Origin of the sequence: Rhodopila globiformis (genome assembly GCF_002937115.1) — a bacterium.
Lineage (GTDB): Bacteria > Pseudomonadota > Alphaproteobacteria > Acetobacterales > Acetobacteraceae > Rhodopila > Rhodopila globiformis.
In genome coordinates, this window is the sequence record NZ_NHRY01000062.1 from 1 (window position 1) to 20,669 (window position 20,669).

Sequence of the window (20,669 nt, forward strand, 5' to 3'; positions counted from 1 at the left end):
CCGCGCGCTTCCTTGTCCGCTGCCACGGGATCAGCCGGTGGGATTCCCAGTCTTCGAACACTTTGCAGAAGTCATCGAGACAGCAGTAGAGCGTTGTGATATCCACCGTCATTGAGGGGATCCTTCCGAACCTGGTTTGACCTTCCGTTTTGGCAAACCGATGCTGTCAAACCCTTGATCTTTTGGAAATCCCCTCACCCCTTATCCATAGTTCAGGTTCTTTTAGGAAGGCGACGTGCTGCGGGTTCTCGTCAATGAAGAAGAAGTCGGCTCGAACGGCGAAACCCTTTGACCGAGCCGCTTTGAGCGCAGCGTCGGCGGCTTCTACGGCCGTGAGGAGGCGGAGCGGCGAGCCGTCGACTTCCTTGGACCCCAAGCGGTAGAGCCCGCCGCCGCTGAACCCGTCGACGATAGTCAGGTTAAGCATTGTCTGGCTGGGCGTACGCGTCAGCCGCTCGATGTAGATCCCGACATACTGCTCGAAGATGTCGTGCTTGGCGACACTGTGCTCACCGAGAACGGGAAGCGGCTCACCAAGCTTCCATCCGTAGTGCCTGCTCACTTGGCCGCCGCTCCCCTTACCGCTGGCTGAGACGTTCCCCCATAGTAAGGATATAGTTTGCTCCCTCCAAGCCCTTCTTATTGGGGCCGGCCCACAGGATGTAGTAGAGCGGCGCGCCTCGCGTGTTGCGGATCAGGCGCGGTGTCGACACATGGCCGAAGGCCGACCGTAGCCGGGCGCGGTAGAGTTCCAAAAGCCGCTCTAAATAATCGGGCCGCTTCTCAAAGCCACTGGCCGCGAACAGCCCGCCCTCCCGCCGCCGATAGACCTCCTCGAACCAAGCGCGGCTGCCGAAGTAGCTGTCGAGCGTCGCAGCCCAGTTCGTGGGCACCTCGCCGGAATTGGGCAACATGCGCTGGATCGCCATGCCAAGCGCAAAGTTAACGACAACCTCAAATAAGCCGGTGTCTGCCAATTTCTGTATGCTCGCCCAGTCAAGCTTGGCGCCGAAGGGGTCGAGAAAGGCGACACCGCGGTGCGTTCGGCGAGAAATCGGCTGTGCAGTCACCCAATCAATGCCCCCGGCGGCTGTAGTCTGGAGGACGTTGATCGTGCGGGAGCCCGCGAACTCTCGCTTCAGGGCCTCAAGCTCGGCGGCGCGATCCGGGTTGGGGTCAATGAGGACATAACGATCGAACGGATTGGCGATGCCAAGCGCCACCCGCGGCGATCCGTCGATCAGCTCACGCACCTCAACATCGATCGGCATCTCGTGGTCAAAGAGGCCCGGCTTGTCGGACGCCGCGCGCTCCCCCGCCCGCACAATGGCCCGACCGCCGCCCGCGTAGCCATCGAGGTAAACCGTCCGCCATGGCTGATTCTTCAGCACCTTCGTGTAGAAATCGAGATAGCGCGCCAGGGCGTCGAGCTTCTCCTTGGCCCAAGGGCCCACCTCTGGCAGCCCCGCCATCAGGCAGTTCCCGCCTTCAAGGGCGGAAACTCGCTCCATTTGCGGCCGTCCAATTCGCGTCCGCCCGACTTCGGGCGGATGCCGCCCCATTGCTTGAAGAAGAACGCGACCTTCTGCTCAACGCACTGGTCGCGGATCTCGCGCACCCACTCCAGGTGGACGGGCCGCGCTCCTGGACCTGACTCGCCGCCAGCGATCACCCAGTCGATACCCGTCAAATCGACCGGCCCGATGGCACCGATCAGCGGCTCGACCGAGAGAAAGCGTACGCCAGCCTGAGCCGACCGAAGATGTTCGACGCGCCCCTTCGCCTGTGCGTCCTCGACCGACACGCCGCACCAAATATGCTTCGGTCCCCGCCCGGCGTCGTAACGGCGACGTAGATAGTCACGCATCAGGGAGCTGCGTTTCGTGAGCACCTGGAAGACGTGCCAGTCGGCTGTCTCCATCGTCTCAAAGACCCGATCGATGAAGGAAGAGGGCACCTGCTTGTGAAATAGGTCGCTCATCGAATTGACGAAGATCATGCGCGGCCGGCGCCATTTAAGTGGCTGATCAAGCCGCTCGGGCCGTAGTGTCAGGTCGAACCCGGTCGAGAACGGGTGCCCGAGAACCCCCCGAAAACGCTCAGAAAAGCGCTCCGCATAACAATTGTCGCAGCCGCGGCTGATTTTCGTGCAACCTGTCACTGGGTTCCACGTCGCGTCGGTCCACTCGATTGCGCTATTGTCTGCCATGCCTCACCGCGAACATAAAGAGAATTATATATGGCGCGGTAACCTTGGGCAAGACAGATTCATTTCGAGCCTTGATTTTCGGCTGCATTTAATATCGCGGGACTGAAGTCGATCAGCCGCCCAAGAACTTACCGGCTGCTTACAGCCATGTTCCGACAATTCCGGTACTCGATTAAGACGCATCGCCAGTTTGCCGGGCGCACGACCTCACTCAACGCCGCCAGCACGCTACGACCGATATCTCATGACCGATATCTTCTATCTTCGGCAGCAGCATTGATCACTCTTTGTTCTTGACACCAGCCCACAACTAAAGGTAGAACACGCCGCAAACAACACCCCAGCCCCACTCCAAGCCCCGCATCGGACCCCGCCGCCATGCTGCAGCCGCACCAGTACAGCATCTTCATGCAACACATCATCGGCGTCCTGCTGCCGTACTTCTGCCGCTGCACCAGGGACCTCGACGCCGCGGCGGCCGAGATCGTCGAAACCCTGGCCTCCTACGGCGTCCGCACCCGCGCCGAGTTCATCAAGGCCACGCAGATCATCGCCCTCAGCATGGTCACGCTGGAAACCCTGGCCGAGTCCACCGCCCAGGACCTGTCGCCCTCGCTGCGCATCCGCTACCGCGGCTGTGCCAACAGCCTCACCCGCACCACCGTCGAATGCGAAAAGCGGCTGGAACGCCGCCTCGCCGGCGACAGTCCCGGCAAGCTGGCGAGCGAACCCGCGGCGGACACGCCACCGCCGCCGATGGCCACGGCCAGACCGCCGGCCACCGCCCAGCCCTCCGCAGCCGACACGGCCAGGCCGGCGAACGACCTGCGTGAACCAATCCCCGACCTGTCGGAGCGTGAGCCAATCCCCGACCTGTCGGAGGAGGAAGCCCTCGCCGCCATCGCCCAGGTCCGCGCGCAGATCGACCAGCACCGCGCCCGCCTGTCGGCCAAGCCGCCCGCCCCCTCCCCGCTGCCGGATCCGGACCATCCGGCCTGGGGTGCCGCGATCATGGACGCCATGAAGCAGGGCGCCGCTCACGCCACCGCCGACCCCGGCGGCTGACCGCTCGGCAAAGCCTCATAGGCGCGAACTCAGCAGGCTGATGCATTTCCGTCATGGCCGGGCGTGGCCCCATACGTATCAGGAAAAGGCGGTGGCTGGAGAACGGCCTTTCCCTGATCGTCATGGCCCGGCTTGTCCCTACGGGATGCACACATCTCGGAAACGGCCCGCCGCTGCGTTTCCCTTTCGTCATGGCCCGGCTTGTCCGGGCCACCTGTCGCGGCACACGTGCTGGAATAGGTGGCCCGGACAAGCCGGGCCATGACGAGGGAGAAACGGCATGCGTCGCCGAACCTTTCTCCAGTCGCCAGCTTATCCTGATACGTATGGGGACACGCCCGGCCATGACGGTGAGAGAACGGCCGCGGCGCCAAATCCTTCTCCGCCGGGCGCCCTATCCTGATACGCATGGGGATACGCCCAGCCATGACCGTAATGCAACGGACTTGGCCGCCACCCCCGCTCAGTCAACCCCCGGCGCGGCCCCGCCGGCAGCCGCGACCGCCGCCCTCGCCGCCGCCTGGCCGCTGAGCCACGCCCCGGCCAGGGTGCCGGCATACGGCACATGGCACGCCTCGCCGGCAAACGTCAGGTGCCCGTCCGCCACCGGTTCCGCCAGCGCCTCCCGCGCCCCCGCCGCCCCGGGCACGGCGTAGCAATACGCCCCGCGCACCCAGGGATCCGCCTCCCAGTGCGTCACCAGCGACGCCCCGCCGCCGAACAACCGGTCCACCCGGCCGCCGAACAGTGAGCGCAAATAGCCCAGCGCATAGTCCACCGCCGCCGCGTCGCCCGCCCGCGCCAGCTCCCAGGCCACCGGCCCGCCGATCCAGCCCTGCACGTAGTCGCGTTGGAACGGCCAGCACTGGAATGGCATCAGCGCCATGCCCGGTTCCGACACCATCCGCTCCACCGAGCAATGCAGCGGCAGGCCCAGCCGATCGGCGCCCGTCGCCCGCAGCGCCACCTTCATCGCCAGGCCCATCGGCAGCGCCGCCACCGCGTCGGCCACCCGCGCCGGCAGCGCCGGGTCGAACGCCAGCGCGCCGGACGCCAGCACGCCGGTCGAAACCGTGACAATGCACGCCGTCGCTGACAGCGCCCCGCGCGCGGTCTCCACCGTCACCGCGCCGCCGCTTCCGCCCCAGCGTATGCGCGTCGCCGGCGTGTCCAGCCGGATATCCAGCCGTGCCGTCAGCCGCCGTTGCACGAAGGCGCCGATGCCGCCCTCCGGCACCAGGTTGCCGCCGCCCAGCGCGTTGTTCCGCCAGTCGCGGGCGCTGAACCGGTTGGCGTCGGCGGCGCAGATCACCGGCCCCTCCCAGGCCTCGATGGTCCGCGCCCAGGGGTCGTCCGGCAGATGGCGGGCAATCTCCGCCAGGGGTACATCGCCGGGCACGTCGCCCCCGTCGGCCAAAAGCCGATTGGCCATTGCCTCGAACCGGGGCCAGGCGGCGTCGTATGCCGCCAGTTCGTCCGCCGTCGCCAGGCGGTTGCCGACGAAGATGCGTTCCTGCCGCAGCTCGTCCGACCGCAGCAGCCGATCCCCCGCGGCCGAGGCGATCGGCACCAGCGGATTGTGTTCCGCGTCGTGGAGCCAGACCGCTCCCATGTCGAACCACGCGCCGCCCAGGGCCGCGGGATATGTCGTCCACGCCCGCCCGCCGGCACGGCCCGACGCCTCCAGCACCACCGCCCGCCGCCCGGCCTGCCGCACCGCCGCCGCCGCCCCCAGTCCGGCGAGGCCGGCGCCGATGATCAGCACGTCGGTATCGGTCATGGCGCGGCCTCCTGCTGCGGCTGGATCTTGCGCTCATTGCAGGCGCAGGCCCCGCGCCGGTCAAGGCAGCGCGCCGCGGCGCCTTCGCGGCGGCCGGATGGTTGCCTCTCGTCGTGACCGGGCTGTTGCCTCTCGTCGTGGCCGGGCCATGTCGAGGGGGCGAGGGAGACAGCGCCTCCTTGCTCCCTCTTGCCACGCCCTCACCCCACGATCCGCGCCACCTCCTCGGGAGCCTGCAGCACCAGATGGTCATACGCCTTCATCAGCGTCTCGGTGATCCGTCCCGGGGTGAACCGGTGCGGCCCGATCTCGCGCACCGCCGTCACCTCCGCCGCCGTTCCCGCCAGGAACACCTCGGTCGCCTTCTCCAGGTCCGCCGGCTCGATCGGCCGCTCGACCACGGCCATCCGCTCCCGCCGCGCCAGGCTGATCACGGACCGCCGGGTGATCCCGTCCAGAAAGCAGTCCGGCACCGGCGTATGCAGCTCGCCGTCGATCACCAGGAAGATGTTCGCCCCGGTCGTCTCCGCCACACGCCCGCGCCAGTCCAGCATCAGCGCGTCGGCATAGCCCTCCTGCTCCGCCTTCAGCTTGGCCAGCGAGCCGATCATGTACAGCCCGGCCGCCTTGGCATGCACCGGCGCGGACTCCGGCGGCGGGCGCCGCCAGTCCGCCTGGCCGACTCGGATGCCCTGCATGCGCTCGGCGCCGAAATAGCTCGGCCAGGGCCAGGCGCCGATGGCCAGGTGGATCGACGTCCCGGTCGCCGACACCGCCAGCTGCTCCGACCCGCGCCAGGCAATTGGCCGGACATAGCCGTCGGTCAGGCCGTTCGCCGCCAGCACCTCGGCGCAGGCGGCGTCGATCTGCGCCGCGGTGAACGGGATCTCGAACGCCAGCCAGCGGCCGGAGCCGATCAGGCGATTGGTATGGTCGCGCAGGCGGAAGATGTTGCCGTTGTAGGCCCGTTCCCCCTCGAAGACAGCGCTGGCATAGTGCAGGCCGTGCGACAGGACATGCAGGCGGGCGTCGCGCCAGGGCACCAGGGATCCGTCCAGCCAGATCCAGCCGTCTCGATCGTCGAAAGGAAAACTCGCCATGACCTTTTTCTCCGTAATGTTCTTTCACAAATTGAAGCCAGCGTAAAACGCGAGCCAAATCGCGCGAACATCCCTAACCTATTTCAGGACCGTATCCCAGGCATGCTGAAAGCCAAGCCCCGCGAACCGAAAGCCGACGTCTTCATACCGCCGCCGAAGCTGCCGCCGCCGGCCCCGGTCGTCGATCTCGGCGAGGCAGAGATGCGGCTGGCGCAGGCCTTGCTGTTCTTCGCCTACCGTGACTTCACCAACGTCGCCGACCAGGTGCTGGAGGAACTCGGGCTCGGCCGGGCGCATCACAGGGCGTTGCACTTCATCGGCCGCAACCCCGGCATCACCGTCTCCGGCCTGCTGGCGATCCTGCGCATCACCAAGCAGTCGCTGGCCCGCGTGCTGAACGCGCTGGTGGACCAGGGCTACGTCGCCCAGGCGCCGGGCTACGAGGACCGCCGCCTGCGCCTGTTGACCTTGACCGAATCCGGCCAGGCACTGGAACGTAGGTTGTTCGAATGCCAGCGCGAGAAGCTGGCAGAAGTCTATCGCGCCGCCGGCCCGCAGGCGGTGGAGGGCTTCCGCACGGTGATGCGGGCACTGATGGACAAGGGCGCGCTGGCTTATATCGATGGCACCGGCTCGCCCGAGGATACCTGAGGGGAACGCACGCGCCATGGCCGACGAATGCCATATCCTGGTGGTCGAGGATGATCCTCGCCTGCGCGAGCGGCTGGCCCGCTACCTGGCCGGCGAGGGGTTCCGCGTCACCGCCGCCGGCGATGCCGCCGACGCCCGCGCCAAGCTGCGGGCGATCAACCCCGACCTGCTGGTGCTGGACGTCATGATGCCCGGCGAAAGCGGGCTGGAGCTGACCGAATCGCTACGCCGCGACAACGCCCAGGACCTGCCGATCCTGATGCTGACCGCCCGCGGCGCGCCCGAGGACCGCATCGCCGGGTTCGAGGCCGGCGCCGACGACTACCTGGGCAAGCCGTTCGAGCCGCGCGAGCTGGTGCTGCGCATCCGCGCCCTGCTGCGCCGCGCCCCGCCGCCGCCCGCGCCCAGCATCCCGGTCACCGCGCTGCGCATCGGCGCCGCCGAATTCGACCTCGAGCGCGGCGAACTGCGCGACGCCGCCGGCCCGGTGCGCCTGACCGGCGGCGAGGCGGCGCTGCTGACCGCCCTCGCCCGCAAGGCCAACGAGGTCCTGTCGCGTGAGGAAATCGCCGAGGCGCTGGGCATGGACGACGCCGGCGAGCGGGCCATCGACGTGCAGGTGGTCCGGCTGCGCCGCAAGATCGAGGCAGACCCGCGCGAGCCGCGCTTCCTGCACACGGTGCGCGGCCGCGGCTACATCCTGAAGCCGGGGGTGTGACGCCCGTGCGACTGCGCATCGGCATCCCCTGGATCAAGCAGTTCATGCCGCGCTCGCTGCTCGGCCGCACCCTGCTGATCATGCTGGTGCCGCTGGTGGTGGTGCAGGGAATCGCGCTGCAGATCTTCTACGGCAGCCACCTGGGCACTGTCTCGCGCCGGCTGTCCAGCGCCATCGCCGGGGAAATGGCCTACACGATCGAGCTGATGCGGCAGGACCCCTCGCCGGCGTGGCAGGACCGGGTGCTGGAGATGGCGTACCGGCAGTTCATGCTGGGGATGCGGATGGAGCCCGGCGCCAGGCTGACCTGGCACAAGCGGGTAAACATCCCCGGGCCGATGGACGACGACCTGGCGGCGGCGCTGACCGATAAGTTCCACGCCCCGTTCACCATGGACTGGACGTCCGACCCGCAATCGGTGCTGATCCGGCTGCAGCTGCCCGAGGGCGTGCTGGACGTGACCGCGCCGCGCAAGCGCCTGGCCATCGGCACGTTCTTCCTGTTCCTGGGCTGGATCGTCGGCTCCGCCCTGCTGCTGTTCGTCATCGCCGCGATCTTCATGCGCAACCAGGTGCGCGCCATCCGCCGCCTCGCCCGCTCCGCCGAGGCGTTCGGCATGGGGCGGGAGGTGCCGCCGATCCGGCCCGAGGGCGCGGCGGAGGTGCGGCAGGCGGCGGCGGCGTTCAACCGGATGCAGGAGCGCATCCGCCGCTTCCTCGGCCAGCGGACCGAGATGCTGGCCGGGGTGTCGCACGACCTGCGCACGCCGCTGACCCGGCTGCGGCTGGCGCTGGCGATGCTGCCGCCGAACGAGGACCTGCGCCAGGACGTCGCCGACATGACCGCCGACGTCGAGGAAATGGAGCGGATGATCGCCGGCTACCTGGCCTTCGCCCGCGGCGAGAAGGCCGAGCAGGCGCTGCCGGTCAGCCTGTCCGCCCTGCTGGACGAGGTCGCCGACGGGGCGCGCCGGAGCGGCACTGCGCTGACCCTGGACGTGCCGCCCGACCTGACGCTGAAGCTGCGGGCGGACGCGATGCGGCGGGCGATCACCAACCTGGTGGACAACGCCCGCCGGCACGCGACGCACGTCGCCCTGGGCGCGGCGACCGAAGGCCGCTCCGTCCAGGTCACCGTCGACGACGACGGCCCCGGCATCCCGGCCGATCGGCGGGAGAGCGTGTTCCGGCCGTTCGAGAGCGGGGCGTCCGGCGGCACCGGGCTGGGACTGTCGATCGCCCGCGACATCGTCCGCGCCCATGGCGGAGAGATTATGCTGGAGGACAGCCCGCTGGGCGGCCTGCGCGCCCGGATCAGGCTGCCGGTGTGAGGCCAGTCAATGCGACAGCAGCGCGCAGCCCTGGCCGTGCAGCAGCAGGTGCCGGGTGACGCCGCCGAGCGCCCATTCCCGCAGGCGGCTGTGCCCGTAGGCGCCGGCGACGATGACGCCCGCCTCCTGCTCGCGGGCGATCGACTGCAATTGCGCCGCGTCGTCGCCGAGCGGCCGGGAGATCGCCGGCACCGCGCCGACGCCATGCCCCGCCAGCCAGGCGATGACGTCGGCGACCTGCGCCTCGGCGGCGTTCAGGGCGTCGGCCGCGGCGATCGCGGCGACCGTGACATGCGCGGCCTTCCGCAGCAGCGGCAGCGCGTCCGCCACCGCCCGCCGCGGCTCCCGCGCGTCCTTCCAGGCGACCAGCACGCGGTCCAGCTTCGGCACCCTCACCGCCGCCGGGACCACCAGCACGGGCCGCCCCATCTGCATCAGCAGGTCGCTCGGGTTGACCCGCCGGGTCAGGTCCGACGGGGTGTCGGCCGAGGCGGCGGTCACAACGACGTCGGCGCAGCGCGCTTCGTTGGCGATGTAGCCGGCCAGTGGATCCATGGTCACGGCCGAGCGCCAGGCGACGGTCCTGGCCCGCCCCTGCAGGGCGTCGCGGAACTCCGCCTCGGCGGCCTGCATGTCGCGGTCGATCTGCGACCGGTCCTGCTGGATCAGCTCCTGCGGCACATAATACCCATCCGTATAGATGATCGGCATCGGATGGCAGGCGGCGATGCCGACGACGCCGGCGCCGAAGCGCTCGGCCAGAGCGGCGGCGGCGTTCATCACGCCGGTGTTCGAGCAGCCGATTTCCAGGTTCACCATGACGGTTGCGTAGGTCATCGCAGAGTCCTCCCGCGCGGACGGCACACCGGATAACAGCATGAACAATTTCGCCCCGACAGCCAATGACTTGGATCAAACCGTCGTTTCGCCATCGGCCTATAGTCATCACGTGCCAGTGTGCAGCACGGCCCTGGGGAGAGCCAGGGGAACGGATGGAGGAAAGCTTGCCATGCCGGACATGAACCGTTCCGCGATCATTGCGGAGCCGCCGCCGCGCCCCACCGTCCCGGGCGCCAGCCCGGCCGAGGTCGATCGCTGGCTGCATGCCTGGGAGAACCGCTTCACCCTCGGCCGCTCGCCCAGCACCGTCGCGCTGGCCTATCTCGACTGGGCCGCGCATGCCGCCAACGCACCGTTCCAGACGGCGGAACTGGCGCGCTCGGCGGTCGGGCAGTGGCGGCGCCTGCTGCGTATCGCGCTGGGGCAGGAGGACAAGGTGGCGCCGCCGGCCAGCGACCATCGATTCGCCGCGCCCGCTTGGCAGCAGCATCCGTTCGACCTGCTGACCCAGGCGGTGCTGCTGGGCGAGGCATGGTGGAACGACGTGGTGGACAACCCCGCCGGCGTCAACCCGCGGCACCGCCGCATCGTCCGCTTCACCGTGCGGCAATGGCTGGACATGGTTTCGCCGTCGAACGTGCCGTGGCTGAACCCCGAGGTGATCGAGGCGGCACAGGCCAGCAACGGGCGCAACTTCGTCGATGGCCTGATCAACCTGCTGCACGACCAGTCCGGCACGACGCGCGGCGACTTCGCCGCCGGGCGGAATCTTGCGGTGACGCCGGGCAAGGTGGTGTTCCGCAACGCGCTGATCGAGTTGATCCAGTACGCGCCCGCAACGGCCACGGTCGCCCCCGAGCCGGTGCTGATCGTTCCGGCCTGGATCATGAAGTACTACATCCTGGACCTGTCGCCGGGCAACTCTATGATCCGCTGGCTGGTGGCGCAGGGCTACACGGTGTTCGCGATCTCCTGGCGCAACCCGACCGAGGCGATGCACAACACCTCGCTGGACGACTACCGCGCCAAGGGGGTGATGGCGGCGTTGGACGCCATCCGCGCGATCTGCGGCGAAGCGAAGGTGCATGCCACCGGCTATTGCCTGGGCGGCACGCTGACGGCCATCACCGCCGCCACCATGGCGCGCGACGGCGACGACCGCCTGGCCAGCCTGAGTTTGTTCGCGGCGCAGACCGATTTCACCGAGGCCGGCGAGCTGCAGCTTTTCATTACCGAAGACCAGCTGAGTTTCCTGGCCGACGTGACCGAGACGCAGGGCTTCCTGAGCAGCGCGCAGATGGGCAGCGCGTTCCAGATGCTGCAGTCGAACGAGCTGGTCTGGTCGCGGGCGGTGCGGCGCTACCTGCTGGGCCAGCGCGAGCATCCGTTCGACCTGATGGCCTGGAACGTGGACGGCACGCGGCTGCCGGCGCGCATGCACATCGAGTACCTGCGCCGGTTGTACCTGCGCAACGAACTGGCCGAGGGCCGGTTCGAGGTCGATGGCCGGCCGCTGGCGCTGGAGGACATCCACCTGCCGATCTTCCTTGTTGGTACCGAGCAGGATCATATCGCGCCGTGGCGATCGGTGTACAAGCTGCATCTTTTCACCGCCGCCGAGCTGACCTTCGCGCTGGCCTCGGGCGGGCACAATGCCGGCATCGTCAGCGAGCCCGGCCACCCGCACCGGCATTTCCGCCTGCGCACTGACAGCGGCCGGCATACCCTGGGTCCGGATGAATGGCTGGCGGCGACGCGGCCGCAGGACGGATCATGGTGGACCGCCTGGGCCGATTGGCTGAAGAAACGGTCGTCCGCGCCGGCGGAGCCGCCGCCGATGGGCGCGCCCGGGTACCTGCCGCTGTGCGACGCCCCGGGCACCTACGTACTGGAAGACTGAGGGAGAAGCATGATGGATCTTTGCCCGGTGCCGGACGAGGCGATCATCGAGAACCGCACCTTCGACGAGATCGCAATCGGCGAGAGCGTCTGCACGACGCACACCCTGACGCGGGAAGACATCGAGCTGTTCGCGGTCGTTTCGGGTGACGTCGATCCGGCGCATCTCGATCCGGCCTATGCCGAAACGGACCTGTTCCACCGCATCGTCGCGCACGGCATGTGGGGCGGCGCGCTGATCTCGGCGCTGCTGGGCACGCAGTTGCCGGGGCCGGGAACGATCTACCTGTCGCAGGAGCTGAAGTTCCTCGGCCCCGTGGGCATCGGCGACAGCATCACCGTCCGCATCACGGTGCGGGAGAAGAAGCCGGAGACGAAACGGATCGTGCTGGACTGCCAGGCGGTCAACCAGGCGGGCGGGACGGTGATCACCGGCACGGCCGAGGTGCAGGCGCCGACCGAGAAGATCCGCCGCCACCGGGTCGAATTGCCGGACGTGCGGCTGATGCGGCACCAGCGGTTCCGCGACCTGCTGACGGCGGCGGCCGGGCGGGCGGCGGTGCCGATGGCGGTGGTGCATCCGTGCGACGCCACATCGCTGGCGGCGGCGGCCGAGGTCGCCGAACTCGGCTTCGTGGTGCCGATCCTGGTGGGGCCGGCGGGGAAGATTCGCGCGGTGGCGGAACAGTGCGGCATCGACATCAGCCGCTACCGCCTGGTGGACGCGCCGCACAGCCATGCCGCGGCGGCGCGCGCGGTGGAACTGGTGCACGCCGGCGAGGCGGCGCTGGTGATGAAGGGCTCGCTGCACACCGACGAGCTGATGCACGAGGTGGTTTCCCCCGAAACCGGATTGCGGACGGAACGGCGGATCAGCCATGTCTATGTCATGGACGTGCCGTCCTACCCGCGGCCGCTGCTGATCACGGACGCGGCGGTGAACATCGCGCCGACGCTGGAGGTGAAGCGCGACATCGTGCAGAACGCCATCGACCTGGCGCACGTGATGGGCGTGGAGCGGCCGAAGGTGGCGATCCTGTGCGCGGTGGAAACGGTCAATCCGGCGATGAACGCGACCATCGAGGCGGCGGCGCTGTGCAAGATGGCGGATCGCGGCCAGATCACCGGCGGCGTAGTGGACGGGCCGCTGGCGTTCGACAACGCGGTGAGCCCGAAGGCGGCGCGCGACAAGGGGATCGTTTCGCCGGTGGCGGGCCAGGCCGATATCCTGGTGGTGCCGGACCTGGAGGCCGGCAACATGCTGGCCAAGCAGCTTTCGTTTCTTGCCGGCGCGGACGCGGCCGGCGTCGTCGTCGGCGCCTCGGTGCCGATCATCCTGACGAGCCGGGCGGATTCGGAGCGGACGCGGGTCGCATCCTGTGCCGTGGCCGTGCTGATGGCGCAGGCGAAGCAGGCGGCCCCGGCCGTGGCGATCGCGTCCTGATTGGAGAGAAGCACAAAAATGTCGATCAGCCTGAAGGATTTTCGTGTCAAGGAAGGCAGCGACGTCGACCTGGACGAGTGGCCCACCGACGTCAGGCATGTGTATCAGTCGAAAGACGAGTACCGCATGATGCTGGCGCAGCATATCGAGCAACTGAGCACCTTGCAGCAATTGCTGTATGCTGCCAACAGCTATGCGGTGCTGCTGATTTTCCAGGCGATGGACGCGGCGGGCAAGGACGGCGTGATCCGCCACGTCATGTCGGGGGTCAATCCGCAGGGTTGCCAGGTGTTCAGCTTCAAGCATCCGAGTGCTGGAGAACTGCAGCATGATTTTCTCTGGCGCACCACCCGTGATCTGCCCGAGCGCGGCCGCATCGGTATTTTCAACCGTTCCTATTACGAGGAAGTGCTGATCGCTCGGGTGCATCCCGAGATCCTGCGCAACGAGGGCGTGCCGGACGGGCAGGTTGACGAAAAGGCGCTGTGGCAGCGGCGCTACCAGTCGATCAACGACCTGGAGCGGCATCTGCATTTCAACGGCACGCGCATCGTCAAGTTCTTCCTGCACGTCTCGAAGGACGAGCAGCGGAAGCGGTTCCTGGCGCGCATCGACGATCCGGACAAGAACTGGAAGTTCACCATGTCGGATGTCGAGGAGCGGAAGTACTGGGACAAGTACATGAAGGCGTATGCGAAGTGCCTGAAGGCGACCAGCACCAGCCATGCGCCGTGGTATGTCGTTCCGGCGGACGACAAGGACAACGCTCGGCTGATCGTGTCGGAAGTCGTTCTGTCAACGCTGGCGGGGCTGAAAATGAGCTATCCGAAGACGACGGACGAGCGGCGGCGGGAGTTGCTGGCGATCCGGGATTCGCTGACGACGACGGAGTGATCGTTTCGGTTGTTGCGCCCCTTGCCCCACCGTCATGGCCGCGCTCTCCCGGGCCGTTGATGTCACTTCTTGTGGACAGCCGCGGCGTCGAATTGCGACAACGGCACGATGCCCTTGGCGTGGATCGTCTGCGGCAGGACAGCGGTCGCGATGCCCAGAACAATCGCGATCACGGCGATCAAGAGCAGCACCAGCCTCGGCTTCGCAATCCTCTTCTTCTCCACCACTTCGTTGGCCTTGCGGGGTGGCTGCAACTGTGATGGCAGCAACTGGACCAGGCGGGCCGCGGTCTGGCGCGCCTCGGCCCGGGCCTGCGGCGCCAGGGGCATCTGGGCGATGCTGCCGGCCAGCGCATCGACGATCGTGGCTTTCGGCAGCCTGGTCCAGCGCGCCGCCTCGACCCAGGGATCCTGCCCAAGCCGCGCCAGCACCGACAGGATCGTCAGCGGCAGTCCGTTGGGCTGCGTGCCGACCTCGGCGAACAGGAACTTGCTCAGATCGGCGTTTCCAACGGTAGAGGCGTTCGGCATCGTCATTTCAATTCCCTTGTCCAGCGTTGCGATCCGGCCGCTGATTACGGGAAGGACATGTTCCGCGGCCTGGACCTCTCGCTTTCGACGCAACATGAGGATTGCCGTGCGGGAACGCAAGGTGTGGCGAAGCCTGAATCTCGCCCTGATTGCCCGCTACCGGCGGAACCGGCCGTGGCGCGACGCGGTCTGTGCCGCCGTGTCCTCGGTTTCTCCCGCCACCGCGCTGCACGCCGATGCGATGCGGTCGCACAATGTTTGCCCGATGAACCGGGTGCCGCGGAAAATGCACTGTGAAAATATGGTGCGATCGACCTCGCGCTCGAACACGATCTCGCCGCCTTCGAACGAGCAGCGTATGAACAACAATTCATCCGAGCCCTGGCCGATGCGGATCCTGGTGCCGGCGGGAAACCAGGTATCCTCGATGATCGCCCTCATCCACTCAGCCTCCTGTCGCGGTGCCGCCGACGATGACGCGGCCGCCATCCTGCGCGGCGTCGGGATTGTCGCACCAGCGCCAGGCAAAGTCGATTGCGCTGCCGGCCGGAAGTTCCGTCGTTTCGAGTCCGGCGGCGTGCAGGCCCAGACCGGTATCCTCGGTTGTCGCCTCGGTTTCGGGCCCATCGCCGCTGCGCCAGCGGACGCGCGCGGGCTTCGGCAGCATCACCACGAGGCTGGTCCCCTGCGGCATGTCGCCGATGGGCGCGTGCGGCGACCAGAACGAACGGCGGGCCCTGGGCCGCTGTCCCTGGTAGCGGCGCCAGACCGCGCCGGGGCGATCGCAGGGGGCGCCCAGCTGGCGGGAAATCACCAGCTTGGCGAATTCCGCATGCGCCCAGGCCAGCGGCCGGGCCGAGCCCGTCGGCCGGCCGAATTTCAGGTCCCGCGCCGGAATTTCCGGTCCGTCCCAGACCTGCTCGGGGAGCAGCCCGAGCGGGCTGGCCATGCCGCACATCGCCAGCAGGAACGGCAGCGGGTCGCGGCCGGCGGCGACCTCGTAATGACCGCGCTCGCCGGCCAGCAGCGGCCAGGGGCGTCCGCGGCCGGTGCCGTCGTAAGGCGCGCCGTCGTCGTGCTCGCCGTAGCCGTCGGCGGTGTAGCGTTTCCATACCGGACCGTACGGCGTTTCCATCCGCAACAGGCTGTCGGCGACGGTGATGCTGTCCAGGATCAGCGGATCGTCCGGCTGCCGCAGGCCGAAGCGCACCAGTTGCAGGAAATCGACGGCGACAAGTTCTTTGGCCGGAACGTCGGCCTGCTCGCTGTGGTTACGGATTGGGATCGGTCCGTCCATGGCGGCCGCGCCGCGCTGCAACACGTCGGGCGGCGCGATGCGCACGTAGTATCCGTTGACACCAAGCCGCGCGGCCAGGTCCGTTCCCCGCACGCTGCACCAGGCCTCGATGCTGCTGTTCCAGAAATCCGCCAGGTCCAGCGCCCACGCCCGGGGTTTCTCCGGCAGGAACGCAGATCCCTCGACCAGGGCAGCGATCAGCACGGCCAGCGTGTAGGGACTGATTCCGCTGTTCTCCTCCCAGCGTTCCTGGCCGGTCACCGGGCCGGTGGCGGCGATGAAGCCCAGCGCACGGTGCATCATCTGCTCGACGCGGATGCCGCCCAGCGCGCTTCGTTCCGCCAGCGTCGCGGCCAGCAGCACGGGGAAAGCGGTCTCGTCCAGTTGCTGCCCGGTCCAGAAAGCCTTGCCGCCGAGCCACTGGTTCTGGTTCCAATGCCCGTCGGCGTGCTGCGTCGCGATCAGGTAGCGCAACGTGTCGCGCGTCTCCGCCTCGGCGCCGAACGCCAGCAGCGCACCGGCGCAGGACACCAGGTCGCGCGGCCACACCAGGTGATAGCCGCCGCGCTCGTCGCCGGTGTCGCCCCAGGGGATGCTCAGGCTGGCCACCATCGCGCCGGGGTAGGTCTTGTCGAGATGCGTCCGCAGCACCGCGGTGGAAACCAGGAATTCCTCGGCCACCGGCGCCGGCAGGTCGATCGGCGGCGCGTAGCGCTCGCTGCGGAGCGCGTGCCAGCCTTCCCATTCGGCGATCTGCTGCCGCAGGATGTTCTCGACCGGCTGCAGCAGGCTGGCGACGGCCAGGGTCGCGGCGGAGGTGGCGCTGCTGCCGAAGCCAAGTCCGAGCGCGCCGGCGCGCGGCAGTTCGCCGATCAGCGCCACGTTGCCGGGGCCGGCGCGGTCATACGCCCAGGTCAGCGCACCATTTCGTTGGAAATCATGCCATCCGTCGCTGTCGCCGACATAGCCGGCGCTGGCCGCGCCCAGCGCGTCGCGCTGCGCCTGGTCCACCACGGCCAGCGCCAGGGCGAACGGCCCCTGGGCGGCGACCAGGACGCGCCGCCCGGCATGCGTCTCCACCGCCGCGCGGTTGCCGTGGCCGGTGGCGCCCAGGTGCGGCGCGAGCAGGACATAGGCGCGAAATTCCTCGGCGGCATCGAGGTGGAATTCGATCGCCAGCACCTCCCGCCGCGGGTCGGGCGAGACGCGCAGGCGGAAACTGTAATGGTCGTGCCGGTGGGTGATCTCGTACGCCGGCACGCCGGGGGCGAGGAAGCGCATGTTGTAGTCGGCGACGCGCTTGACCTCGGACCAAAAACCCTTGCCGTCGGCGATGATGAAGCCCAGGTCGCGGATCTGCGGAATGTCGATGCGCGGGTAGTAGACCTCGTTGACGATGCCGTGGCCGATGGTGAACCACAGGCGCGGCGCGCCCAGCGAGCCGCCGACGGCATCCTTCGCGCTGCTGGTCCATGCCGGACTGAGGCCGGGTTGGCCGGGCGCGTCGGCCGGCGTCGCTGCATCATCCATCGCGTCGGAACCTCCCGCTCGGCAAGCCCGTTGCGGCCGTGCCGGGGTTACAATGCGCGAACGCACCGTCGATGCCAACAGGTCCCGTTTCGTTCTGGCGACGGACCGTCACCCGCCGGCTTTACGGACCATGGCGAGGCCCCTCGCCAGGCGATCGTGCAGATCCGGCTCGTCCGCCAGATCCGTGGTCAGCTCGTCGTCGGTCAGCAGAGCCGCCTCGGCAACGATGCCATCCCAGTCGCGGATCGTCGCGGCGCCGGCGCCGATGCAGGCGACGGACCAGGTCTTCTCGCGGATGTCGCGCGGCAGGGCCATGATGGCGTGCCACAGGGCGCGCATTTCGGGCTGGCTGCGCTGCACATCCCGCAGGGCGACGCTGCCTGCGAGTGCATATGCGCCGTGTGCCGGCCGCCATAGTCTCGATTCTGGAACTTTCTCCGGCGGCTGGCCGCGGGCCTTGCGGGCCTCCAGCGCCATGTCGGCGATGCGGCGTGTCTCCAGCACATCCAGTTCGAGCAGCATTGCGTTTCTCCCGTTCAGCGTGCCGGCCGCTTTTTCAGGGTGTCGTCCTCAGTTCCCCCTCCGGCGTCATGCGATGCACGGCGGCCGGCAGCCGGCGCGCAAGGTGCACCAGAAAATCGTCCGGCGACAGGCCGGTCAGCGTGGCGAGGTCCTGCACGCGCTCCTCGCCCAGGATGCGGCGCAGGTCATGGGTGCTGACGGGCCGGTTGGGTCCGTTGCCGATCCAGGACGCCATGATGGAGGCAAGCCCCAGCTCAGTGAAACGATCGGCCAGGTCCGGCAGGGAGCCGCGCTCGCCGTTCAATAATTCCTCGAGCGCCGCGTCCATCGGACTGACGGGGCCGTCGAGCCCGGCCCGCAGATCATCGATCACCTGGTGAATAAGCCGCATATTGCCGTCTCCGGGACACCGTTACCGATGGACCCTTTTTGCAAAATATGACGGCTGTATCATTGATATAAGTCATCAGCGCCGATCAGCGGGCCAGGTAGGCGATGGCGCCATCCAGCGTCGCCAGGCGCGGATAGTCCGCCTCGGGAATGTTCTGCCCGGTCCGCTTGTGCAGGGCGGCAACGAAATTCAGGAAGTCCATCGAGTCGAGATCGAGCTCGTCGCGCAGTTCGGCCGCGCCGTTCAGGGCGGCCAGGTCCGCCTCGGGCGCGATGGCCGACAGGACGTCGAGGACCAGGCTCCGGGCTTGTGCGTCGTTCATAGTGCCTCCGCGTTCCGCAACAGGCGGTCGATCTCGGCCAGCAACAACCCGCCGCGGTGGCCGTCGCTGGCACGGTGGTCGCCGGCAAGCGAGACCGTCACCACCGGCCGGGGGACGATCGCGCCGTCCACCACCCAGGGGCGGGTCACCACCCGGCCGATCCCCAGCATCGCCACCTGCGGCGGATGGATGATCGGCAGCACGCTTTCGGCGCCGCGCTCGCCCAGGCTGGTGACGGTGATGGTCGGGTCGGTCAGTTCCGAACCGCGCAGGCCGGAACCGCGGGCGCGCTGCACGAGATCGCGCATGGCCGCCATCAGTTCCTCCAACGTCCGCCGATCGGCGTCGCGGATGGCGGGGGCGACCAGGCCGCCGCCGCGCAGGGCGATGGCCCAGCCGACATGGATGCCGTCGCCGGGGCGGAACCGGCCGTCCTGCCAGAAGCCGTTCAGGTCCGGCAGTTTCGCCAGCGCCAGGGCGATGGCGCGCAGGAACAGCGCGGCCGGCAGGATTCGTTCCGGCGGCGGCCGATCGGCGTTCAGTCGTTCCAGGCGTGACAAGGCGGCGGCGAGGTCGAGCGTCTGCGTCAGGTAGTAGTGCGGGATTTCGCGCTTCGATCGGGTCATGGCCGCGGCAATCGCCTGGCGCATCGCGGCCGGATCGAAGCCGGTGCGCGGCCGCGGCGGGCGGGCCTCGGGAGCGTAGGCTTCGACGTCGGCGACGACGATGGCGCCGCCCGGTCCGGTGCCTGGCAGGAGGCTGATGTCGATGCCCCGCTCCGCCGCAAGCCGCCGCGCCGCCGGGGAAATCCGCGGGTGGGTTGGCGCGAGACCGGAACGTTCCGTTCCAGACGGTTCGCGCGGCGCGGCCATGGGAGCAGCCACGGGGGCGGCCGCCGGTGCAGTTACAGGAGGAGCAGGCACCGCAGGAGCGGGCGCCCCTGCGCCGTCCAGGCGTGCCAGGACGGTGCCCACCGGGACGCTCTCGCCGACGGCGACCGTCAGTTCGGAAACGATTCCGTCGTTGAAGATCTCGATCTCGATGGCGCCCTTCTGCGTCTCCACCACGGCGACGACGTCGCCGCGCTTCACGTGGTCGCCGGGCCGGACCAGCCATTCCGCCATCGTGCCGGCCTCCATGTCGGCGCCCAGCGACGGCATGCGGAATTCGATCATGCGCCCTTCACCGCCGCCCGCGCCGCCGCGACGATGCCCGCCGCCTGCGGCAGTGCCGCCTGTTCCAGGTGCGCGGCATAGGGTATCGGCACCTCCCGCGAACACACCCTGCCGATGGGCGCGTCGAGATCGAAGAATCCCTGCTCCACGACACGGGCAACGATTTCGGCGGACAGCGAGCCGGATTTCCACCCTTCATCGATCACCACCAACCGCCGCGTGCGGGCCACCGAGGCCAGCACCGTCGCCATGTCGAGCGGACGCAGCACGCGCAGGTCGACGACCTCCGCCTCGATCCCCTCCTGCCGCAACGTTTCGGCGGCGTCGAGCGCCTTGAACAGCGACCCGCCATAGGTGGCCAACGTGACGTCCCGTCCGGGCCTGCGGATTTTCGCCGATGTGATGTCCACCGCGGTGACGCCGGGGTCCAGGTCACCCTCGCGGTTGTAGAGCATGACATGCTCGAAGATCAGCACCGGGTTGGGGTCGTCCAGCGCCGGCTGCAGCATGAAGCGCGCATCCTCCACCGTCGCCGGCGCCAGCACCTTCAGCCCGGGGATGTGCGCGTACCATCCCTCCAGGCTGTGCGAGTGCTGCGCGGCCAGTTGCCGCCCCGCGCCGGTGGCCATGCGGATCACCAGCGGCACCGCGAACTGTCCGCCTGACATGTGCGGAATGGAGGCCGCGTTGTTGACGATCTGGTCCAGCGCCAGCAGGCTGAAATTCACCGTCATGATCTCGACAATCGGCCGCATGCCGGCGATCGCCGCGCCGATGCCGGCGCCGACATAGGCGCCCTCGGACAACGGGGTGTCGCGGATGCGGTCCTCGCCGAGTTCCGCCGCCAGGCCCTTAGTCACGGCATAGCAGCCGCCATAGCGCGCGACATCCTCGCCCATCAGGAAGACCCGTTTGTCGGCCAGGATGGCGGCGCGGATCGCCTGCTTGCAGGCCTCGCGGTAGGTCATGCG

At 68.4% G+C, this 20,669-nt stretch carries 21 protein-coding genes and 1 pseudogene; 7 read left to right on the forward strand and 15 right to left on the reverse strand.

All coding sequences use genetic code 11. The annotated features are described in order from the left end of the window. The 4 genes and pseudogenes from CCS01_RS36305 to CCS01_RS05765 all read right to left on the reverse strand — a co-directional run. A pseudogene (locus CCS01_RS36305) lies at window positions 1–112 on the reverse strand (IS982 family transposase); the annotation flags it as partial. Between the two features lie 54 nt (window positions 113–166). Continuing rightward, window positions 167–562 carry a three-Cys-motif partner protein TcmP gene (tcmP, locus tag CCS01_RS05755; RefSeq protein ID WP_158258247.1) on the reverse strand — a complete coding sequence of 132 codons (396 nt, stop codon included), beginning with the start codon at window positions 560–562 and terminating at the stop codon, window positions 167–169. 16 nt (window positions 563–578) lie between these two features. After that, window positions 579–1,472, reverse strand: coding sequence for a three-Cys-motif partner protein TcmP (tcmP, locus tag CCS01_RS05760; protein ID WP_104517875.1), 894 nt, complete (start codon window positions 1,470–1,472; stop codon window positions 579–581). Beyond that, window positions 1,472–2,209: a DUF5131 family protein gene (locus CCS01_RS05765; RefSeq protein ID WP_104517876.1), complete on the reverse strand. Its 738-nt coding sequence runs from the start codon at window positions 2,207–2,209 to the stop codon at window positions 1,472–1,474. Before CCS01_RS05765 ends, tcmP (CCS01_RS05760) begins: the two co-directional genes overlap by 1 nt. Window positions 2,210–2,587: 378 nt before the next feature. On the opposite strand from CCS01_RS05765, the gene CCS01_RS05770 reads away from it, so the two are divergent. After that, window positions 2,588–3,274 carry a hypothetical protein gene (locus tag CCS01_RS05770; protein WP_104517877.1) on the forward strand — a complete coding sequence of 229 codons (687 nt, stop codon included), beginning with the start codon at window positions 2,588–2,590 and terminating at the stop codon, window positions 3,272–3,274. A 463-nt stretch (window positions 3,275–3,737) separates the two neighbouring features. Here the strand turns inward: CCS01_RS05770 and CCS01_RS05775 are convergent, their stop codons facing one another. Then, complete coding sequence (locus CCS01_RS05775) at window positions 3,738–5,054, reverse strand: flavin monoamine oxidase family protein (RefSeq protein ID WP_104517878.1); 1,317 nt, start codon at window positions 5,052–5,054, stop codon at window positions 3,738–3,740. Between the two features lie 200 nt (window positions 5,055–5,254). After that, window positions 5,255–6,154: a branched-chain amino acid aminotransferase gene (locus CCS01_RS05780; protein WP_104517879.1), complete on the reverse strand. Its 900-nt coding sequence runs from the start codon at window positions 6,152–6,154 to the stop codon at window positions 5,255–5,257. Between the two features lie 102 nt (window positions 6,155–6,256). Between CCS01_RS05780 and CCS01_RS05785 the strand changes: the two genes are divergently transcribed. The 3 genes from CCS01_RS05785 to CCS01_RS05795 are packed head-to-tail and all read left to right on the forward strand — an operon-like array spanning window position 6,257 to window position 8,854. Continuing rightward, window positions 6,257–6,805 (forward strand): MarR family winged helix-turn-helix transcriptional regulator, encoded by a 549-nt coding sequence (locus CCS01_RS05785; protein WP_104517880.1) that lies wholly within the window; start codon window positions 6,257–6,259, stop codon window positions 6,803–6,805. Window positions 6,806–6,821: 16 nt separating this feature from the next. Then, window positions 6,822–7,523 (forward strand): response regulator, encoded by a 702-nt coding sequence (locus CCS01_RS05790; protein WP_104517881.1) that lies wholly within the window; start codon window positions 6,822–6,824, stop codon window positions 7,521–7,523. Window positions 7,524–7,528: 5 nt separating this feature from the next. Beyond that, the gene (locus CCS01_RS05795) at window positions 7,529–8,854 is read left to right on the forward strand and encodes an ATP-binding protein (protein ID WP_239992011.1); all 1,326 of its coding nucleotides are present in this window, start codon (window positions 7,529–7,531) and stop codon (window positions 8,852–8,854) included. A 6-nt stretch (window positions 8,855–8,860) separates the two neighbouring features. Here CCS01_RS05795 and CCS01_RS05800 read toward each other — a convergent pair whose 3' ends face one another. Beyond that, on the reverse strand, window positions 8,861–9,691 hold the full coding sequence (locus CCS01_RS05800) for a universal stress protein (protein ID WP_104517882.1): 831 nt from the start codon (window positions 9,689–9,691) through the stop codon (window positions 8,861–8,863). Between the two features lie 172 nt (window positions 9,692–9,863). Between CCS01_RS05800 and CCS01_RS05805 the strand changes: the two genes are divergently transcribed. The 3 genes from CCS01_RS05805 to CCS01_RS05815 are packed head-to-tail and all read left to right on the forward strand — an operon-like array spanning window position 9,864 to window position 13,931. Continuing rightward, window positions 9,864–11,594 carry a PHA/PHB synthase family protein gene (locus CCS01_RS05805; RefSeq protein WP_104517883.1) on the forward strand — a complete coding sequence of 577 codons (1,731 nt, stop codon included), beginning with the start codon at window positions 9,864–9,866 and terminating at the stop codon, window positions 11,592–11,594. 9 nt (window positions 11,595–11,603) lie between these two features. Further along, a complete protein-coding gene (locus CCS01_RS05810; protein WP_204848154.1) occupies window positions 11,604–13,037 on the forward strand; it encodes a bifunctional enoyl-CoA hydratase/phosphate acetyltransferase in 1,434 nt (477 codons plus the stop codon). Between the two features lie 18 nt (window positions 13,038–13,055). After that, window positions 13,056–13,931: an ADP-polyphosphate phosphotransferase gene (locus CCS01_RS05815; protein WP_104517884.1), complete on the forward strand. Its 876-nt coding sequence runs from the start codon at window positions 13,056–13,058 to the stop codon at window positions 13,929–13,931. A 62-nt stretch (window positions 13,932–13,993) separates the two neighbouring features. On the opposite strand, the gene CCS01_RS05820 is transcribed toward CCS01_RS05815, so the two are convergent. From CCS01_RS05820 to CCS01_RS05855, 8 genes are all read right to left on the reverse strand, one after another. Beyond that, the gene (locus tag CCS01_RS05820) at window positions 13,994–14,461 is read right to left on the reverse strand and encodes a hypothetical protein (protein WP_104517885.1); all 468 of its coding nucleotides are present in this window, start codon (window positions 14,459–14,461) and stop codon (window positions 13,994–13,996) included. A gap of 156 nt (window positions 14,462–14,617) precedes the next feature. Then, window positions 14,618–14,902 (reverse strand): hypothetical protein, encoded by a 285-nt coding sequence (locus CCS01_RS05825; protein WP_104517886.1) that lies wholly within the window; start codon window positions 14,900–14,902, stop codon window positions 14,618–14,620. Between the two features lie 4 nt (window positions 14,903–14,906). Further along, window positions 14,907–17,288 (reverse strand): glycoside hydrolase family 15 protein, encoded by a 2,382-nt coding sequence (locus CCS01_RS05830; RefSeq protein ID WP_104517887.1) that lies wholly within the window; start codon window positions 17,286–17,288, stop codon window positions 14,907–14,909. 108 nt (window positions 17,289–17,396) lie between these two features. Continuing rightward, a complete protein-coding gene (locus CCS01_RS05835; protein ID WP_104517888.1) occupies window positions 17,397–17,810 on the reverse strand; it encodes a DUF3775 domain-containing protein in 414 nt (137 codons plus the stop codon). 34 nt (window positions 17,811–17,844) lie between these two features. Beyond that, window positions 17,845–18,201 carry a YidB family protein gene (locus tag CCS01_RS05840; protein ID WP_104517889.1) on the reverse strand — a complete coding sequence of 119 codons (357 nt, stop codon included), beginning with the start codon at window positions 18,199–18,201 and terminating at the stop codon, window positions 17,845–17,847. 85 nt (window positions 18,202–18,286) lie between these two features. Next, complete coding sequence (locus CCS01_RS05845) at window positions 18,287–18,523, reverse strand: acyl carrier protein (protein ID WP_104517890.1); 237 nt, start codon at window positions 18,521–18,523, stop codon at window positions 18,287–18,289. After that, window positions 18,520–19,698 carry a dihydrolipoamide acetyltransferase family protein gene (locus CCS01_RS05850; protein WP_104517891.1) on the reverse strand — a complete coding sequence of 393 codons (1,179 nt, stop codon included), beginning with the start codon at window positions 19,696–19,698 and terminating at the stop codon, window positions 18,520–18,522. Before CCS01_RS05850 ends, CCS01_RS05845 begins: the two co-directional genes overlap by 4 nt. Next, window positions 19,695–20,666 (reverse strand): alpha-ketoacid dehydrogenase subunit beta, encoded by a 972-nt coding sequence (locus tag CCS01_RS05855; RefSeq protein WP_239992012.1) that lies wholly within the window; start codon window positions 20,664–20,666, stop codon window positions 19,695–19,697. The genes CCS01_RS05850 and CCS01_RS05855 overlap by 4 nt, the downstream gene beginning before the upstream one ends. Between the last annotated feature and the right edge of the window lie 3 nt (window positions 20,667–20,669).

Bases quoted from the DNA above. Each gene is read 5' to 3' on its own strand.
- CCS01_RS05765 (WP_104517876.1), bottom strand. From the start codon at position 2,209: ATGGCAGACAATAGCGCAATCGAGTGGACCGACGCGACGTGGAACCCA.
- CCS01_RS05835 (WP_104517888.1), bottom strand. From the start codon at position 17,810: ATGCTGCTCGAACTGGATGTGCTGGAGACACGCCGCATCGCCGACATG.
- CCS01_RS05780 (WP_104517879.1), bottom strand. From the start codon at position 6,154: ATGGCGAGTTTTCCTTTCGACGATCGAGACGGCTGGATCTGGCTGGAC.
- CCS01_RS05820 (WP_104517885.1), bottom strand. From the start codon at position 14,461: ATGCCGAACGCCTCTACCGTTGGAAACGCCGATCTGAGCAAGTTCCTG.
- CCS01_RS05790 (WP_104517881.1), top strand. From the start codon at position 6,822: ATGGCCGACGAATGCCATATCCTGGTGGTCGAGGATGATCCTCGCCTG.
- tcmP (WP_104517875.1), bottom strand. From the start codon at position 1,472: ATGGCGGGGCTGCCAGAGGTGGGCCCTTGGGCCAAGGAGAAGCTCGAC.
- CCS01_RS05840 (WP_104517889.1), bottom strand. From the start codon at position 18,201: ATGCGGCTTATTCACCAGGTGATCGATGATCTGCGGGCCGGGCTCGAC.
- CCS01_RS05770 (WP_104517877.1), top strand. From the start codon at position 2,588: ATGCTGCAGCCGCACCAGTACAGCATCTTCATGCAACACATCATCGGC.
- CCS01_RS05825 (WP_104517886.1), bottom strand. From the start codon at position 14,902: ATGAGGGCGATCATCGAGGATACCTGGTTTCCCGCCGGCACCAGGATC.
- CCS01_RS05830 (WP_104517887.1), bottom strand. From the start codon at position 17,288: ATGGATGATGCAGCGACGCCGGCCGACGCGCCCGGCCAACCCGGCCTC.
- CCS01_RS05855 (WP_239992012.1), bottom strand. From the start codon at position 20,666: ATGACCTACCGCGAGGCCTGCAAGCAGGCGATCCGCGCCGCCATCCTG.
- CCS01_RS05810 (WP_204848154.1), top strand. From the start codon at position 11,604: ATGATGGATCTTTGCCCGGTGCCGGACGAGGCGATCATCGAGAACCGC.
- CCS01_RS05785 (WP_104517880.1), top strand. From the start codon at position 6,257: ATGCTGAAAGCCAAGCCCCGCGAACCGAAAGCCGACGTCTTCATACCG.
- CCS01_RS05850 (WP_104517891.1), bottom strand. From the start codon at position 19,698: ATGATCGAATTCCGCATGCCGTCGCTGGGCGCCGACATGGAGGCCGGC.
- CCS01_RS05800 (WP_104517882.1), bottom strand. From the start codon at position 9,691: ATGACCTACGCAACCGTCATGGTGAACCTGGAAATCGGCTGCTCGAAC.
- CCS01_RS05805 (WP_104517883.1), top strand. From the start codon at position 9,864: ATGCCGGACATGAACCGTTCCGCGATCATTGCGGAGCCGCCGCCGCGC.
- CCS01_RS05845 (WP_104517890.1), bottom strand. From the start codon at position 18,523: ATGAACGACGCACAAGCCCGGAGCCTGGTCCTCGACGTCCTGTCGGCC.
- CCS01_RS05775 (WP_104517878.1), bottom strand. From the start codon at position 5,054: ATGACCGATACCGACGTGCTGATCATCGGCGCCGGCCTCGCCGGACTG.
- CCS01_RS05815 (WP_104517884.1), top strand. From the start codon at position 13,056: ATGTCGATCAGCCTGAAGGATTTTCGTGTCAAGGAAGGCAGCGACGTC.